Below are 16,298 nucleotides of genomic sequence, written 5' to 3' on the forward strand. Positions count from 1 at the left end.
TTCGGAGTATGCGTGGGTCAAGTTGCACACCAGAATCATGGTCAAAGGAGCGAATTGTGACTGTCCGGGTTGGCGTAAACGGTTTCGGCCGTATCGGACGTAACTTCTTCAGGGCGGTGGATGCGCAGAAGGCGCTCGGAACCACCGATATCGAGATCGTGGCAGTCAACGACCTGACTGACAACGCGACGCTCGCTCACCTGCTGAAGTACGACTCCATCCTCGGCCGTTTGCCGTACGACGTGTCGCTCGACGGTGACGACACGATCGTCGTCGGCGATCAGCGCATCAAGGCCCTCGCACACCGTGGCCCGTTGAACGAACTTCCCTGGGGCGAGCTGGGCGTCGACGTCGTCGTCGAGTCCACCGGCATCTTCACCGACGCCGCAAAGGCCAAGGGACACCTCGAAGCCGGCGCCAAGAAGGTCATCATCTCGGCTCCGGCCAAGGGTGAAGACATCACCATCGTGATGGGCGTCAACGACGACAAGTACGACGGCAGCCAGAACATCATCTCCAACGCGTCGTGCACCACCAACTGCCTCGGCCCCATCGCCAAGGTTCTCGACGACGAGTTCGGCATCGTCAAGGGTCTGATGACCACGATCCACGCGTACACCCAGGATCAGAACCTGCAGGACGCTCCGCACGCAGACCTCCGTCGCGCCCGCGCAGCTGCCCTCAACATCGTTCCCACCGGTACCGGTGCAGCCAAGGCAATCGGCCTGGTTCTCCCGCAGCTGCTCGGCAAGCTCGACGGCTACGCACTGCGCGTGCCGATCCCCACGGGCTCGGTCACCGACCTCACCGCGAACCTGAAGAAGTCGGCCACCGCCGACGAGATCAACGCTGCGATGAAGGCTGCTGCCGAAGGACCCCTCAAGGGCATCCTGAAGTACACCGACGCACCGATCGTCTCCTCGGACATCGTCACCGACCCGCACTCGTCGATCTTCGACTCGGGTCTGACGAAGGTCATCGACGACCAGGTCAAGATCGTCTCCTGGTACGACAACGAGTGGGGCTACTCCAACCGCCTCGCCGACCTCATCGGCCTCGTCGCCAAGTCTCTCTGAGCGGAGTTTCGATAACAGTGGCAGTTCAGACGCTGAAGGATCTGCTGGACGCTGGGGTCGAAGGGCGCACCGTACTGGTGCGTTCCGACCTCAACGTCCCGTTGGATGGCGGAGAAATCACGGACCCGGGTCGCATCGTCGCGTCCGCTCCCACCCTGCGGGCACTTGCCGAGGGTGGAGCGAAGGTCATCGTGACCGCGCACCTCGGGCGCCCCGACGGTCAGCCCGATCCCAAGTTCTCCCTCGCACCGGTTGCCGCGAAGTTGGCCGAAATCCTCGGTCGCAACGTGCAACTCGCCGGTGACGTCGTGGGACAGGACGCGCTGGCTCGTTCCGAAGGACTCACCGACGGTGACGTCCTGATGCTCGAGAACATCCGTTTCGACCCTCGCGAGACCAGCAAGGACGAAGCCGAGCGGGTCAAGCTCGCCAAGGCTCTCGTCGAGCTGGTCGGTGACGACGGCGCATTCGTCTCCGACGGATTCGGTGTTGTTCACCGTAAGCAGGCGTCGGTCTTCGACGTCGCGAAGCTGCTCCCGCATTACGCCGGATACCTGGTCGGCGCCGAGGTCGAGGTGCTCGCCAAGCTCACTCAGGACGCAGCGCGTCCGTACGCGGTGGTGCTCGGTGGCTCCAAGGTCTCGGACAAGCTGGCCGTCATCGAGGCACTGGCGCCGAAGGTCGACACTCTGGTGATCGGCGGCGGAATGTTCTACACGTTCCTCGCGGCTCAGGGTGTGTCCGTGGGCAATTCGCTGTGTGAAGAGTCCATGATCGAGACCTGCAAGGATCTCCTCGACCGGTACGCCGACGTCATCCACATCCCTCAGGATGTTGTCGTCGCGGACTCCTTCTCGGCCGATGCCGAGTCGAAGATCGTTCCGTTCGACAAGATTCCCGACGGCTGGATGGGTCTGGACATCGGACCGGAGTCGGTCAAGCGCTTTGCCGCGATCCTGACCGGCGCCAAGACGGTGTTCTGGAACGGCCCGATGGGCGTGTTCGAGTTCCCGAAGTTCGAGGCAGGCACCCGCGGTGTCGCCGAGGCAATCGTGGAGGCAACCGAGAAGGGCGCCTTCAGCGTCGTCGGCGGCGGCGACTCCGCAGCAGCCGTTCGTCAGCTCGGTATCCCGGACGAGGGCTTCTCGCACATTTCCACCGGTGGTGGCGCTTCCCTCGAGTACCTCGAGGGCAAAGAGCTGCCTGGCATCGCAGTACTGGAAGGCTGATCCGACATGGCACGTAAGCCGTTGATCGCCGGCAACTGGAAGATGAATCTGAACCACCTCGAGGCTATCGCCCTGGTGCAGAAGATCGCTTTCTCCTTGCCTGCGAAGTACTTCGACAAAGTGGACGTCACGGTCATCCCGCCGTTCACAGACATCCGAAGCGTCCAGACGCTGATCGAGGGCGACAAGCTCCTCCTCACGTACGGCGCGCAAGATGTCTCGGCTCATGACTCGGGTGCGTTCACGGGCGAGATCAGCGGCTCCATGCTGGCCAAGCTCGGTTGCACCTTCGTCGTGGTCGGTCACTCCGAGCGTCGCACCCTTCACGGTGAGACCAACGAGACCGTCCTCGCGAAGACGAAGGCTGCTCTCAAGAACGGCCTCACGCCGATCGTGTGCATCGGCGAAGGCCTCGAGATCCGCGAAGCGGGCGAGCATGTCGCCTACAACGTCGACCAGCTCAAGGGTTCGTTGGCGGGCCTGAGCGCGGAGGAGATCTCCAAGATCGTCATTGCGTACGAACCTGTCTGGGCCATCGGCACCGGCCGTGTCGCTTCTGCCGCCGATGCACAGGAAGTGTGTGCTGCGGTACGAGCAACAGTGGCCGAACTTGCCGACGCCGAGGTCGCGGCCGGCGTTCGCGTTCTGTACGGCGGTAGCGTCAGCTCGAAGAACGTCGGAGAGATCGTCGGCCAGACCGACGTCGACGGCGCTCTTGTCGGCGGCGCGTCACTCAAGGCTGACGAGTTCGCGACACTGTCTGCGATCGCTGCAGGCGGTCCACTCCCGTGATGATCGGGTAGTGAGCTGAAACTGCTCGAGACTAAGACTGCGGGTGTGTGACCGAGTAGGTCACACACCCGCAGTTTTTTGTTCGCGAGTCAGCTCACCAGTTTGGTTTCCAGAGCGCCGACGAGTTCGGGAGCAAGCTCCAACCCGGCGGTCAGATAGTTCTCGACGGTCCGGTAGTGGTGCTCGACCTGCTCGAAGGCAGCGCCCAGGTAACTCGCGTCGACGGAAAGCAGCAACCGGATCACCTCGCCCTTGTCTGCATCTGTGGCAGCGGCGATCTTCGCGACTGTTGCATCGATGTACTCGGCCGAGTACGTGTTCGTGAGCAGGTAGTCCGCCGTGATCGTTTCGCGCGGTACACCAGCGAGTGTCTGCAGTAGTGCTGCCGCCCAACCTGTTCGGTCCTTGCCCGCCGTGCAGTGGAAGAGTTGCGGCCCCTCGGTGGTCGCCAGGGCGGCGAACAACTGCGAAAATCCGTTCCGAGTGACGGGGTCTGCGACAAAGCTGCGATTGATGTTCTGCATGAAAGCTGTTGCAGCGTCCGCTGTTCGGAGAGCCATCGCTTCGGCGTGGATGTTTCCGGACAGGATGGGAATGTGGGCGTACATCGCCGGCGCCGGCACGATGTCGGGAGTTTCGTTCGCCTCGGTTTCGGAGCGCACGTCATAGACGGCGGTCAGCCCCAGCGATTCCACGATTGCAAGATCCTCGGGCGAGGGCGTCAGTACGTTTGCACGGTAGAAGACTCCGCGGCTCATCGCCTGTCCGCTGGTCGTGACGTACCCGGGGCCGGCCACGTCGCGGAAGTTGTGAATCGAAGCCAGACGCGGTGTGTCAGGCAGGGGTGTGTCGGGCAGGGCAGTGTTGGGCAGGGCAGTGTCGGAAAGCATGGAGCCGGCCTTTCGGAGGTAGAGTCGCGTCAACTGAAAAACTACTGAATCGGTATCTCGACAGTGTGATCGATGCCACTGACCAAGAATCGTGCCTGGCCGGGTGCAAAGTCATGTGCGAGGCGGGTATGTGGTCAGGCTATCTGCGCGCGCCTGTATGGTGTTATCGGTTGTAGTTGTCCCTATTGGATTGGTGGACGTAGACAGACATGAAACTGTTCCTGGATATCCTGCTGGTCATCACCAGCTTGCTCCTCATCGCCTTGGTGCTCCTGCATCGCGGTAAGGGCGGCGGTTTGTCGAGTCTGTTCGGTGGCGGTGTCCAGTCCAGCCTGTCCGGATCGACTGTTGTCGAGAAGAACCTCGACCGGTTGACGGTCTTCACCGCGTTGATCTGGCTCATTTCGATCGTCGGCATCGGCCTGGAGATCAAGTTCGCCTGATTCTCGGCTCATGACTTACAGCCGGTAGTTTTTCACACACGAATTTCAGACACGGAACCCCGCCTATCGAGCGGGGTTCTTTGTTTCGGTCGATAATTGTGTGATGACTGAAACCGCGTCGCATCGAGAAACACCGCGAGAGGCCACCGAGCCGCTGCGCGAAGACATCCGGCTTCTCGGCGGAATACTCGGACAAATAGTGCGAGAGCAAGCCGGCGACAATGTGTTCGATCTGGTCGAGCGAGCCCGTGTCGAGTCGTTCCGAGTCCGTCGTTCGGAGATCGATCGCGCCGAACTGGTGTCGCTGTTCGCCGAAATCAGTACGGACGACGCCATTCCCGTCATCCGGGCGTTCAGTCACTTCGCACTGCTCGCCAACCTGGCCGAGGACATCCATCGCGAGCGTCGACGGGCCATCCACGTCAATGCGGGGGAACCGCCCCGCGACAGCACTCTCGCGGCCACGTACACCAAACTTGATGCAGCCGATATCGATTCGGCCACCGTCGAAGAAGCGCTGCGGGGCGCCCTGGTCTCACCCGTCATCACCGCTCACCCGACGGAGACTCGACGCCGTACGGTGTTCGAGACGCAGAGTCGGATCACCGAGTTGATGCGATACCGCGAGCGCACGGCGCTGAGCGTCGCAGAAACCGCTGATGTCGATCTGCAATTGCGCCGTCAGATCCTGACCCTGTGGCAGACGGCACTGATCCGGCTCAGCCGCCTCCGTATCCAGGATGAAATCGAGGTAGGCCTGCGCTACTACGACGCAGCGTTGTTCGAGGTGATTCCGAAGATCAACGCCGAGGTTCGCAAAGCTCTGCGCACGCGTTGGCCGGACGCCGGGCTTCTGCCGGAACCGATCCTGAGGCCGGGTTCGTGGATCGGCGGTGACCGAGACGGCAATCCGTACGTGACCGGCGAAATTGTCCAGCGCGCCACGTCGCGCGCTGCGGCGACTGCTCTCGAGCATCACCTTGAGGAACTCGAACATCTCGAGCGTGAACTTTCGATGTCGGCGCGGCTGGTGTCCGTCACGCCCGAACTCGATCTGCTGGCGTCTACCTCCGGCGACGATTCTGCCTTCAGGGCCGACGAGCCGTACCGTCGCGCGATTCGCGGTATCCGCGGGCGCTTGAGCGCCACAGCACTGACGGTACTGGGGGAGTTGCCCGCCCACGGCTCCGACGACGGACTCGTGGCGTACACCGACCCGGCACAGTTGCAGCGGGATCTCGGAATCATCGACACCTCGTTGCGTCGTTTCGGTGACGAGACCATCGCCGACGATCGACTCGATCGGCTCCGAGAAGCGGTGGAGGTGTTCGGCTTTCACCTGTCCGGTCTGGACATGCGGCAGAACTCCGAGGTACACGAAAGCGTCGTCGCAGAACTTCTGGCGTGGGCCGGAGTTCACCCGGACTACGCGTCCTTGCCGGAAGCCGATCGAGTCGAATTGCTGTCGGCCGAGTTGACGACGCGGCGACCACTGACTTCGCCGGACGCCGAGTTCAGCGAATTGACCACCAAGGAACTGGCCATCATGGCGGCCGGTGCCAAGGCAGTGCGGGTTCTCGGAGCGGGTGCGGTACCCAACTACATCATCAGCATGTGTACCTCGGTCAGTGACATGCTCGAGGCTGCAGTGCTGCTCAAAGAGGTCGGGGTGCTCGATCCGGGCGTCGGTAGCGAGCCCTCGTGCCCGATCGGCATCGTGCCGTTGTTCGAGACGATCGAGGATCTGCAGGGCGGCGCCGACACATTGCTGGCGACGCTCGACATCCCGATCTATCGTGCGATCGTCCGTTCCCGTGGTGACAGTCAAGAAGTGATGCTCGGGTACTCCGACTCGAACAAGGACGGCGGGTACCTGGCAGCCAACTGGGCGCTGTACCGTGCCGAACTCGACCTCGTCGATGCCGCGCGTAAGAGCGGAATCAGGTTGAGGCTCTTCCACGGCCGCGGCGGAACCGTCGGACGTGGCGGCGGACCGAGTTACGAAGCGATTCTGGCTCAGCCTCCCGGTGCAGTCGCGGGTTCTCTGCGAATCACCGAGCAGGGTGAGGTGATTGCGGCCAAGTACGCCGAACCGCGTCTGGCGCATCGCAACCTCGAAACACTCATCGCCGCGACCATCGAGTCGACGTTGCTCGACGTCGAAGGACTCGGCAGCGATGCCGACGCTGCCTACGCGGTACTGGACGAGCTCGCGGCCCTCGCCCGCACCGCGTACAGCGAATTGGTGCACGACACACCAGGATTCGTGCAGTACTTCGAAGCGTCGACACCGGTCGCCGAGATCGGGGCACTCAACATCGGCTCTCGTCCGGCCTCTCGCAAGCAGACCAAGGCGATCTCCGACCTGCGAGCGATTCCCTGGGTGCTCTCGTGGAGTCAGTCTCGCGTGATGCTTCCGGGTTGGTACGGAACCGGCGCCGCGTTCGAACGATGGATCGACGGAGACGACACTCGGCTTGCCACGTTGACGGCCCTGTACGAGAAGTGGCCGTTCTTCCGAACCGTGCTCTCGAACATGGCCATGGTGATGTCGAAGTCGGATCTCGGTTTGGCGGCCCGGTACGCGGACCTCGTGCCCGACGCCGAACTGCGCGATCGAGTCTTCGGAATGATCACCGACGAGCACGAACGCACAATTCGCATGTACAAGGCAATCACGGGCAACGAGAACCTCTTTGCCGACAACTCGGGCCTCGAGCGTTCGGTCCACAACCGGTTCCCGTACCTCGAACCTCTCAACCATCTACAGGTCGAGCTGATCCGTCGGTACCGTTCCGGCGACGAGAGCGATCAGGTGCGTCGGGGTATCCAGCTGACGATGAACGGCCTGGCCACTGCGCTTCGTAACAGTGGCTAGGTAACAGCGGCTGGTTCTGCAGGTTTACCAGGGTGTGCGTGCGGCGACTCTAGAGCTGTCGCACGCACACCCAACGCTGCGCACCGGACCGAACGGGGACCGCAGTGGATCTGCAATTGGACGGACGAACTGCCGTCGTTACCGGCGCGGGAAAAGGTATCGGACTGGCTGTCACGCGGGCGTTGGTGGCCGAGGGAGTCCACGTCGTCGCGGGCTCGCGGACGCTCTCGCCGGAACTCGAATCGCTGCAGTCCGGCGGCGCCGTCACCTTTGTCGGCGTCGACCTCGCGAGTGTCGAAGGATCAACCCGACTGCTCGAGGTTGCAGCAGTGAGGGGCGGCGTCGACATCCTGGTCAACAACGTCGGGGCCGTCACCCCGAGAACGAGCGGTTTCGCGGCCATCACAGACGAAGAGTGGGCGGCGTCGTTCAATCTGACGTTCTTGTCGGCTGTACGCACTGTTCGCGCTGCGCTGCCGGAGTTGATCCGCCGAGGAGGCGGGAGCATCGTGACGATCAGTTCGGTCAACGCATTCTTACCTGACCCCACGGTGATCGACTACAGCGCCGCCAAAGCGGCGTTGACCAACTTCTCGAAGTCGTTGTCGAAAGAACTGGGCGGGCAGGGGATCCGCGTCAATACCGTCAGCCCCGGCCCGGTACAAACGGAGTTGTGGCTCGGCAAGCACGGAGTGGCCTCGACGCTGGCGAAGGCGAGTGGATCAGCCGCCGACGACATCGTCGAAAGCGCCGCGGCCGGAGCCGAGACTGGGCGGTTCACCTTCCCCGAAGAGGTTGCCGACCTGGTGTTGTTTCTCGCCAGCGATCGTGCGGGGAACGTGACAGGCGCGGATTTCGTGATCGATGGCGGTCTGATCAAGACCTTGTGATCATTGCTGCCTGAAACCTGATCATGTGCGCGACGGTCGACGACGTGATGCACAGGATCACTGCGGACACGATGACCACCCACAGTCCCCACCCGATGGACGGTCCGGCAGTGTGCCCTGCGAACTCGGTACTACGTCGCACGATGGACGCGGCGTTTCCGACGGCAACGATCAAGACCGCGATTCCGACCAAAGGGCCGGTGCAGTGATTCTTGATCTCGGGCGTGACGTCTCGAACCATGAGGGTGATCAGCGCGGTCACCGCGCAGAGAGCGAGGACGAGAGTGATCACTCCGCATTCGTCGATACCACTGTGGTCCAGCGCGGAGGATGACGTCCACGGGCCGAGGCTTCCGGCGACGATCCCGGCGCACGCCCAGAGCGATCCGATGAGGCTAGGTCCGAAACGGTCGGGCATGAGGGAGGGAATTGCGCGGGTCGACGGCAGCTGAAACCCGAAGGCGCGTTGGTGATCCGGCTGATTGGGTGTGAACGTCACGGGACGGACCACCTTTCCTCCGCGGCGTCGAGCCGCCCAATCCAATGCTTTTCCGGAGTCTAAGGGCCGCCCAGTTCACTTTTGCCGAATCGAGCGAAATAGATCGAACCGGCGCTAGGGCTCGAGCAACTCGGCGTGAGAATATTCGTTGCAGCCCGCACCGACGAGGCGCTTACTGTTCAAACGGCGTCGTGAACGACACTGGTTTGCCGGCGGCGCGCGCGTACGCGATCTCTCGGCGCGTGGACTCACCGATGTATCCGCGAGGGTTGACGACCAGAACCCGATCGGCGAGGTCGATCTTGCGCAGGTGGAGCGCGTCGAGCAGGATCTTCTGCTCGACAGAGACCGCCTCGTCTGCTTCAACCGGCGCGACGACGATCACGCCCGCGAACGTCAGGTCGCGGTTCGCCTCCCGCATCTCTTCAGCGAATCGCGCAGAGCCGCAGAGCCGCAGATACAGACAATCTCAGGTCGATCGGGCACGGTTTAGTCTCTCACCGACGCGAGAGCCCGCGGCCACACCAGTCTCGTCAGATATCTTCGGCAACGCACCCCAGCTGTCAGTGAACGAAGTCCAGAGCTTCCTTGATCCACGCGTTGAATTCGACGTTCGAACTCGTCCCGGTTCGGTCGACGACGATCCATCCCTTGCTCATCGGCTTACCCCGCATCTCGGGCCAGCTTGCACCCTTGTGCGTCAGAAGCTCGTCGACTCGATCGGGGTCACACCGAACCATGATGTTGCCGTGTGAGTTCGCACTGGCGGCCAGCTTCCCGTTCACCATGAAGCTCAGCCCACCGAACATCTTTACTTCCTCGACGTCGTCCTCGCCCGAGAGCGCATCGCGGATACGCTCAGCCAGCGCTTTGTCGTATGCCATGGAGGCCTCCTGGGGTGGAGTTCCAGGTTAGATCAGATGGCGCAGGTACGTGTGCGGGTCGTGAAGGAACCGCTGCCAGTTCGACACCAGATCGAGGTCCTCCCAGCTCGAGGCTCGGATTCCCCATTCTCCGATCTCGAGCAGGTTGGCGTTCGGCAGCGCCGCGATGATCGGCGAGTGCGTCGCGATCACCGCCTGCGCGCCGGATTCCACCAGCTCGCCGAGCAGCGCCGCCAGTGTCAGGGTCCCCTGGAAGGAGAGTGCGGCATCGGGTTCGTCGATGAGATAGAAGCCGCCGTCGGAGGTCCTCGACGACAGGATCTCGAGCAGCGCCTCACCGTGGGAGAGGTGATGGTAAAGCGGTTCAGGTCGCTTGGGATTGGGGTTGTCCTCCAAGTACGTGTACAAACCGTGCAGGGTTTCGTCTCGGAGGTAGTACGCCCACTTCGATGCGCCGGGACTCCGCTCGACCACAAGGTCGAGGCCGCCCGGTTCACTCGATCGAGTCTGATGCCGCGTATTGGTCGACCCGCCTTCGGCATTGAGACCGAGAACGGCGGCAAGAATTTCGATGACGGTCGACTTTCCCGCTCCGTTTTCGCCGACCAGAATGGTGACACCCGGTGGAAGTTCGAGACCGTCCTGAACGATCTGCGCAACAGCGGGTACCGTCATCGGCCAGCTGCCTACGTCGGCGCCCGACGATGGCCCAGCCTTGATGCGGCGGATGGGTTGTCTCTGCACGGCCATACGTTCTCACAAGGCTCCGACGAGAACGGATGTTAGTGGCGCTGCGCGAGCAATTCGACGATCCGAGCCACGAGATCGAGAGGGATCGGTTTGTTCAGCGGGAACTTCACCGTTGATTTCGCAGCCCGGTAAGGGTCGACGGACTTCTCGAACTCGGCGTCACCCGCCGGGAGCGGGTACATCGAGATGTGGTTTTTCCAGCCTGCGAAGTGAATCAGGTTCTTTCCGTTCACCGTCATGGTCGGCATCTGATAGCTGATGGTTTCATCGAGGCCGGGGACGGTGTTGTGGATCGTCTCGCGGATGCTCTCGAGGACTCGTTGCTCGTCGGCGGGAAACGACGCAATGTATTGGTCGATCGTCGCGAATTCGGCCATGAACGGATCTTAATCACAGTCGGATTCAGTTGGCTCGCCAAAAGTCCGGTCGGCTGCCGTCGGTGTCGGTGAACCCGTATTCCGTTCCGAGATCGCCTGAACTGACCGATCGCTGATTCCATCGCTTCCGATTCGGATCGGCGGCGATGGCCGCGATCGCACGTCCGATGAATCTTGGTGACTCGGAGCGTGCGAAATCCGCGGGCGCAGTCGGACCATCCCGCTCCGGCAACAAAGCGTCACGCCAACTCGATTCGCCGACACCAAAATTCTCGAGCATCATCTCCGATCGCAGGAACCCGGGAGTGATGGCGACGGCAGTACAGCCGAACGGGGCAAGTTCGTGGCCTTGCGAAAATGCGAGCCTGTTCACGGACACCTTGGCCAAGTCGTAGAACACCGAGATGCGATAGTTCGATGCGTTGTATTCGGTAGTGCCATCGGTTATTTCGGCGACCAGTCCGCCTGGCCGATCAGTCATGAGCGGCAGGAGGTGGTGCGACGTGGTGATGTGGGTGTCGATCGCCAGACGCAAGATGTGAAACCCCTTGTCCAGATCGTGTTCCCATACCGGCGTGTTCCACTCCGCCGGCCCACCCTTGAGTAATTCCGCGCCCCAGATGTCGTTGACCAAGATGTCGATGTGGTGATAGTCGATTCGCAAGCGTTCGGCGAGATCAGCCACTTGTTTGCTCTTGAGATGATCGACGGCAATCGGCACGCCGACGCCGCCCAGTTCGGTGACCAACTCTGCCGTCTCTTCGATGGTCTCTCCGCGCGGATAGTCCGACTGAAGAATTCCGGCAGATGTGCTCCGGCCAGTGCAGATGACGGTTGCACCGGCCTCGCCCAAGGCCGCGGCGATTCCGCGTCCGGCGCCCCTCGTCGCCCCGGCAACTACAGCCACTCGCCCGCGAAGTGCGTCCGGATTCGGTGTCCACGACATTGTTCGATTGTTCTCGCCTGGATTGCTTCGTTCAAGAGTGAACGCGATCTGCGGAACCGAACCTTACTTCGCGGCGTCCAAGGTAGTAATCACTCGGATGAAGGAGGTAGGGGAGAGATGGATCGTTGTGTGGGGCGCAGTGCTGGTTGGAGAAACGGGATCTCGGGATTGAGTTCCGTTCCGTCAAAAGGAAATTCGCATCGGATCCGGACTCGGCGGGTAGTCGAAAGTCGCCACGGTGAGGAAGTCGTCGACGTACCACCAAGCCGGGAATCGCCCGAAGACGATTCCCGACCGGTGTGAAATCAGATCTGTGAAATCAGATCAGGGAAGCTGCGAGGCAGCGTCCGAATCGAGGAACCAACGTGTCGCAACCAAACCGGTGGCGCCGGCGGACGGCCAGTCGTCGGCCGAAGCACCTCCGACGGCTTTGGCAACGGCCTCGGCCTTTGCAGCACCCGAGACGAGCAGCCAGACCTCTTTGGCTCGCCGAACAGCAGGCAACGTGAGGGTGATCCGCACCGGTGGCGGCTTGGGGGAGTCCGTCACCGCGACTACGAAACGCGCTTCTTCGCGAACAGCGTCGGTATGCGGGAACAACGAGTTGACGTGTCCTTCGCCGCCCATACCGAGCAGGTGCACGTCGAACGTCGGAACCTGATTCCCGTGTGCCTGAGCGCCCAGCAGTTGTTCGTACGCCGTCGCCGCCCCGTGTGGATCACCGTCGTAGATACCGTCGGATGCGGCCATCGCATGTACCCTGTCGGGATCGACCGGCACATGATCGAGAAGCGCCTCACGTGCTTGCACTTCGTTCCGCTCGGGATCGCCGGACGGCAGGAACCGTTCGTCGCCCCAGTACAGATCGATCTGCGACCAGTCGATGTCGCCGGGAGCTTCACGCAACTTCTCGAGAAGTGCGATGCCGGTTCCACCGCCAGTCAGCACGATGGACGCAAACCCGCGAGCCTTCTGGGCATCGACGATGGTCGTGACCAGGCGTGCGGCGGCAGCGTCGACAAGTTGGCCGGCGTCGGAAAACTTCTCCACGACAACATCACTCATAGGTCACCTTCTCCAATCCGGCCAGAGCTTCTTCGTAGATCTCGTCCGGATCGAGCCGACGCAATTCCTCGGCGAGGCAATCGCGTGTCTCTCGACGACCCAGAGAAACCAGCGCGTCAGGCTGACCGGTGCGGATCAACGTAGCGGTCGTGCCCTCCTGCGGACGACTGATGGAGATACTGCGGGTCTCGAGCTTCAACTCGACCGTCAGCTCACCCGTACGTCGAATGACCGGACCGTCGATCTTGGCCGCCAACCAACCGGCGAGAATATCCAGTGCCGGTTCGGTTTTGAGACCGGAGACCACCGCTGAGGTGATCTTCTCGTGCGGCGGCTGATCGAGAGCCGACGCGAGGAGCGCGCGCCAGTAGGTGACGCGACTCCAGGCGAGATCGGTATCGCCGGCGGTGTACGACGCGAGTCGCCCCTTGATGGTGGCGGTCGGATCGGGGGCGCCGGTGGCATCGGTGATGCGCCGTATCGCGAGCTTCCCGACGGGATCCTTGGCCGGAATCTCGGGTGCCTCGAGGGGCCACCACGCGACTACCGGTGTATCGGGGAGCAGGAACGGGATGACGACGCTGCTCTCGTGATCCGCAAGCGGACCGTAGAGACGCAACACGACAACCTCCGAGGCGCCGGCGTCCCCGCCGACACGGATCTGAGCATCGAGCCTGGGCTCACTCTGCTCGTCGCCACGCAGAAGCACGATGACGCGGCATGGGTGCTCGCGGCTTGCTTCGTTGGCGGCCTCGATGGCTTCCTCGGCATTCCCGGTGTCCCTGGTGCAGACGACGAGCGTCAACACTCGTCCCAAGGTGACAGCGCCGCCGGTCTTACGTACCTCGACCAGTTTCTTGCTGACCTGGACCGTGGTGGTGGACGGCAAATCGAGAATCACTAGGGTCGCCTCCATTCGCGTCCGGTGCGTTGCATCATTTCGTCCGCAGACGGTGGTCCCCACGTTCCGGCCTCGTAGGGTTCCGGCTTACCGCCGGCAGCCCAGTGCTCGAGGACGGGATCGAGGATCTCCCAAGACAATTCGACTTCGGCATTCACCGGGAACAGAGACGGCTCGCCGAGCAACACGTCGAGAATGAGCCGCTCGTACGCCTCCGGAGACGACTCGGTGAAAGCCTGGCCGTACGAGAAGTCCATGTTGACGTCACGGACTTCCATGCTCGATCCGGGAACCTTCGAGCCGAACCGCATGGTGACGCCCTCGTCGGGCTGCACGCGGATGACCAGAGCGTTCTGGCCGAGGTCTTCGGTCATCGTCTTGTCGAACGGTAGGTGCGGTGCACGTTTGAACACCACCGCGATCTCGGTGACACGGCGTCCGAGTCGTTTGCCCGTGCGCAGGTAGAACGGCACACCCGCCCAGCGGCGGGTGTCGACCTCGAGGGTGATGGCGGCAAAGGTCTCCGTGATGGAGTCCGCTGCGAAGCCGTCTTCTTCGAGGAGCCCGACCACCGGCAGCCCACCCTGCCAGCCGCCCGCGTACTGGCCGCGGGCGGTGGTCTCGTCGAGGGGCTCGGCAAGGCGAGTAGCCGAGAGGACCTTGATCTTCTCCGCCTGCAGATTGAGCGGCTCGAAGCTGATGGGTTCTTCCATCGCCGTGAACGCGAGCAACTGCAGCAGGTGGTTCTGGATCACGTCACGGGCCGCGCCGATGCCGTCGTAGTACCCCGCGCGTCCACCGAGGCCGATGTCCTCGGCCATCGTGATCTGAACGTGGTCGACGTAGTGCGCGTTCCAGATCGGATCGAACAACTGGTTCGCGAAGCGCAGAGCCAGAATGTTCTGGACGGTTTCCTTACCGAGGTAGTGGTCGATACGGAAGACCGTGTCCTCGGGGAACACCTTGTTGACGACGGCGTTCAGTTCGCGAGCGCTCTCGAGGTCGTGGCCGAACGGCTTCTCGATGACGACTCGTCGCCACTGACCGTCCTCGGCCTGCGCGAGGCCCGACGCCGACAGTTGCTCGAGCACCTGAGGAAACGCGTTGGGCGGAATCGCAAGGTAGAAACCGTGATTGCCGCCGATACCACGTTCGTTGTCGAGCGTGGCCAACGTGTCGGACAGGTTCTGGAAGGCCTCGGCCTCGTCGAAACTGCCCTCCACGAACCGGATACCTTCGGCGAGCCTCTCCCAGACGTCCTGACGGAACTTGGTGCGAGCGCCGTCCTTGACTGCTTCGAGGACGACGTTCGTGAAGTCCTCGTCCGTCCAGTCACGCCGGGCGAACCCGACCAGAGCGAATCCGGGCGGCAACAGTCCACGGTTGGCGAGGTCGTAGATGGCGGGCATGAGCTTGCGCCTGGCAAGGTCGCCGGTAACACCGAAAATCACCAGGGCGCAGGGCCCCGCAATGTGCGGAAGCCGTTTGTCGGTGCTGTCCCGAAGGGGATTCACCCAATCTGATGCCGCCGCGGAATCGCTCACAGGCTCAGCTCTTCTGGGTTGCTGCGCGGAGCTGCTCGGCGGTTGCGTCGAGCAACTCGTTCCAGGACACCTCGAACTTGTCGACGCCCTCTGTCTCGAGGACCTTGAACACGTCCGCAAGATCGATGCCGACTGCAGCGAGCTGATCGAAGACCGCCTGTGACTCCTGAGCGGTGCCCGAGATCGTGTCGCCGGTGATCTCGCCGTGGTCGGCGAGAGCGTCGAGCGTCTTCTCCGGCATGGTGTTGACCGTGTTCGGCGCAACCAACTCGGTGACGTAGAGAGTGTCGGGGTAATCCGGGTTCTTCACGCCGGTCGACGCCCACAGCGGGCGCTGAGCCTTGGCGCCGTCGGACAGAAGAGCCTGGAAGCGCGGCTGCACCTCGAAGATCTGCTGGTACGCGTTGTACGCCAGACGCGCGTTTGCGAGTGCAGCCTTGCCACGAAGCTCGAGGGCTTCCGGCGTGCCGATTGCCGTGAGGCGGTTGTCGATCTCGGAATCCACGCGGGAGACGAAGAACGAGGCGACCGACTCGATGGACGAGATGTCGCGGCCGGCAGCCTTGGCGGTGTCCAGACCTTCCAGGTATGCGCCCATGACTGCCTCGTAGCGCTCGACCGAGAAGATCAAGGTGACGTTGACGCTGATGCCCTCACCGATCACCTTGGCGATGGCGGGAATGCCTGCCAGCGTCGCGGGGATCTTGATCAGGACGTTCGGACGATCGACGATCTTGTGCAGCTCGATCGCCTGCGCGACGGTGGCGTCGGTGTCGTGTGCCAGGCGAGGATCGACTTCGATGGACACGCGGCCGTCGACGCCGTTCGACGCCTCGAACTGCGGAGCCAGGATGTCGCACGCAGCACGCACGTCGTCGGTGGTCACCGCGGTGATGGTGGCGTCGACATCGGCGCCGCGCTGTGCGAGCTCACGGACCTGAGCGTCGTACGCCGATCCCTTGGACAGTGCCGCCTGGAAGATCGACGGGTTGGTCGTGACACCCACGATCGACTTCGTGTCGATGAGGTTCTGCAGGTTGCCGGACTGGATGCGATCCCGCGAGAGGTCGTCGAGCCAGATGGAAACGCCTGCAGCGGAGAGCTTTTCGGTATTCACGTTCTGTGTCATCGAGA

Annotated in this window: 17 protein-coding genes; 6 read left to right on the plus strand and 11 right to left on the minus strand. The window is 62.5% G+C overall.

Annotation, left to right across the window (positions count from 1 at the left end):
- Positions 1-56: 56 nt before the first annotated feature.
- Genes gap through tpiA form a run of 3 tightly spaced genes read left to right on the plus strand, consistent with a single transcriptional unit; the run spans position 57 to position 3,097 of the window.
- The gene (gap, locus tag YH3_RS29495; protein ID WP_003944851.1) at positions 57-1,076 is read left to right on the plus strand and encodes a type I glyceraldehyde-3-phosphate dehydrogenase; all 1,020 of its coding nucleotides are present in this window, start codon (positions 57-59) and stop codon (positions 1,074-1,076) included.
- Positions 1,077-1,093: 17 nt separating this feature from the next.
- Positions 1,094-2,305, plus strand: coding sequence for a phosphoglycerate kinase (pgk, locus tag YH3_RS29500; RefSeq protein ID WP_003944901.1), 1,212 nt, complete (start codon positions 1,094-1,096; stop codon positions 2,303-2,305).
- Between the two features lie 6 nt (positions 2,306-2,311).
- Positions 2,312-3,097: a triose-phosphate isomerase gene (gene tpiA, locus YH3_RS29505; protein WP_042445664.1), complete on the plus strand. Its 786-nt coding sequence runs from the start codon at positions 2,312-2,314 to the stop codon at positions 3,095-3,097.
- A gap of 89 nt (positions 3,098-3,186) precedes the next feature.
- Here tpiA and YH3_RS29510 read toward each other — a convergent pair whose 3' ends face one another.
- Positions 3,187-3,987: a tyrosine-protein phosphatase gene (locus YH3_RS29510; RefSeq protein WP_064444584.1), complete on the minus strand. Its 801-nt coding sequence runs from the start codon at positions 3,985-3,987 to the stop codon at positions 3,187-3,189.
- Positions 3,988-4,196: 209 nt separating this feature from the next.
- On the opposite strand from YH3_RS29510, the gene secG reads away from it, so the two are divergent.
- The 3 genes from secG (at position 4,197) to YH3_RS29525 (ending at position 8,198) form a co-directional block, all read left to right on the plus strand.
- Entirely contained in the window at positions 4,197-4,430 is a 234-nt protein-coding gene (secG, locus tag YH3_RS29515) for a preprotein translocase subunit SecG (protein ID WP_003944946.1), read from the plus strand.
- Positions 4,431-4,533: 103 nt separating this feature from the next.
- Positions 4,534-7,308, plus strand: a complete 2,775-nt coding sequence (gene ppc, locus YH3_RS29520) for a phosphoenolpyruvate carboxylase (protein ID WP_064444585.1) — start codon at positions 4,534-4,536, stop codon at positions 7,306-7,308.
- Between the two features lie 104 nt (positions 7,309-7,412).
- Positions 7,413-8,198, plus strand: a complete 786-nt coding sequence (locus YH3_RS29525; protein ID WP_054828125.1) for an oxidoreductase — start codon at positions 7,413-7,415, stop codon at positions 8,196-8,198.
- Here YH3_RS29525 and YH3_RS29530 read toward each other — a convergent pair.
- From YH3_RS29530 to tal, 10 genes are all read right to left on the minus strand, one after another.
- Positions 8,185-8,697 carry a hypothetical protein gene (locus YH3_RS29530; protein WP_231915028.1) on the minus strand — a complete coding sequence of 171 codons (513 nt, stop codon included), beginning with the start codon at positions 8,695-8,697 and terminating at the stop codon, positions 8,185-8,187. The two genes, YH3_RS29525 and YH3_RS29530, sit on opposite strands and share 14 nt — an antisense overlap.
- Before the next feature lie 172 nt (positions 8,698-8,869).
- Positions 8,870-9,118 carry a hypothetical protein gene (locus YH3_RS29535; RefSeq protein ID WP_218960106.1) on the minus strand — a complete coding sequence of 83 codons (249 nt, stop codon included), beginning with the start codon at positions 9,116-9,118 and terminating at the stop codon, positions 8,870-8,872.
- 142 nt (positions 9,119-9,260) lie between these two features.
- Positions 9,261-9,581: a TfoX/Sxy family protein gene (locus tag YH3_RS29540; protein WP_003944891.1), complete on the minus strand. Its 321-nt coding sequence runs from the start codon at positions 9,579-9,581 to the stop codon at positions 9,261-9,263.
- A 27-nt stretch (positions 9,582-9,608) separates the two neighbouring features.
- Complete coding sequence (locus YH3_RS29545; RefSeq protein ID WP_064444586.1) at positions 9,609-10,331, minus strand: AAA family ATPase; 723 nt, start codon at positions 10,329-10,331, stop codon at positions 9,609-9,611.
- 32 nt (positions 10,332-10,363) lie between these two features.
- Complete coding sequence (locus tag YH3_RS29550; RefSeq protein ID WP_064444587.1) at positions 10,364-10,708, minus strand: iron chaperone; 345 nt, start codon at positions 10,706-10,708, stop codon at positions 10,364-10,366.
- A gap of 25 nt (positions 10,709-10,733) precedes the next feature.
- Entirely contained in the window at positions 10,734-11,654 is a 921-nt protein-coding gene (locus tag YH3_RS29555) for an SDR family oxidoreductase (RefSeq protein ID WP_064444588.1), read from the minus strand.
- Positions 11,655-11,978: 324 nt separating this feature from the next.
- Positions 11,979-12,719 (minus strand): 6-phosphogluconolactonase, encoded by a 741-nt coding sequence (gene pgl / locus YH3_RS29560; RefSeq protein WP_030536405.1) that lies wholly within the window; start codon positions 12,717-12,719, stop codon positions 11,979-11,981.
- Positions 12,712-13,620 (minus strand): glucose-6-phosphate dehydrogenase assembly protein OpcA, encoded by a 909-nt coding sequence (gene opcA, locus YH3_RS29565; protein WP_003944921.1) that lies wholly within the window; start codon positions 13,618-13,620, stop codon positions 12,712-12,714. Before opcA ends, pgl begins: the two co-directional genes overlap by 8 nt.
- Positions 13,620-15,164 (minus strand): glucose-6-phosphate dehydrogenase, encoded by a 1,545-nt coding sequence (gene zwf, locus YH3_RS29570; protein ID WP_030536404.1) that lies wholly within the window; start codon positions 15,162-15,164, stop codon positions 13,620-13,622. Before zwf ends, opcA begins: the two co-directional genes overlap by 1 nt.
- Positions 15,165-15,168: 4 nt before the next feature.
- Complete coding sequence (tal, locus tag YH3_RS29575) at positions 15,169-16,293, minus strand: transaldolase (protein ID WP_064114350.1); 1,125 nt, start codon at positions 16,291-16,293, stop codon at positions 15,169-15,171.
- Positions 16,294-16,298 lie beyond the last annotated feature (5 nt).

It is taken from the genome of Rhodococcus sp. YH3-3 (genome assembly GCF_001653035.1).
GTDB lineage: Bacteria > Actinomycetota > Actinomycetes > Mycobacteriales > Mycobacteriaceae > Rhodococcus_F > Rhodococcus_F qingshengii.